This is a genomic window from Janthinobacterium sp. EB271-G4-3-2 (assembly GCF_020858035.1).
Taxonomy (GTDB): Bacteria; Pseudomonadota; Gammaproteobacteria; order Burkholderiales; family Burkholderiaceae_D; genus Janthinobacterium; species Janthinobacterium aestuarii.
Map to the genome: position 1 here is coordinate 1 of NZ_JACYMG010000021.1, position 408 is coordinate 408.

General features: G+C 51.5%; 2 tRNA genes. Both read left to right on the forward strand.

What is annotated here, in order from left to right:
- Positions 1-193: 193 nt before the first annotated feature.
- Positions 194-270: transfer RNA gene (locus IGS55_RS27265), tRNA-Met, on the forward strand.
- A 59-nt stretch (positions 271-329) separates the two neighbouring features.
- Positions 330-406: transfer RNA gene (locus IGS55_RS27270), tRNA-Met, on the forward strand.
- Positions 407-408 lie beyond the last annotated feature (2 nt).

A 408-nucleotide genomic window follows, 5' to 3' on the forward strand; every position in this document is an offset into this window, starting at 1 on the left:
CGACTTAGGCTGCGGGCTATGCCGGAACGCATCGTCATCGACTGCCTGGGTCCTGATCCGGCCTCGTCCATGCTGGCGCAGATCCAGCCGTTGATGCAATAATCATGAACGCTGTAGCACACAAAAAATCCACAGATTTTTCATGGCCGGCATTGACAAGGAAATGGGAAGACTGGATAATGCTCGGCTGTTGGGTGATATAGCTCAGTTGGTTAGAGCACAGCATTCATAATGCTGGGGTCGGTGGTTCAAGTCCACCTATCACCACCAAAGAACATCGATCAGGTTTCCCCTGGTCAAAACGAGCATCCGGTCTGACCGGTCTGTTTGGTGATATAGCTCAGTTGGTTAGAGCACAGCATTCATAATGCTGGGGTCGGTGGTTCAAGTCCACCTATCACCACCAAG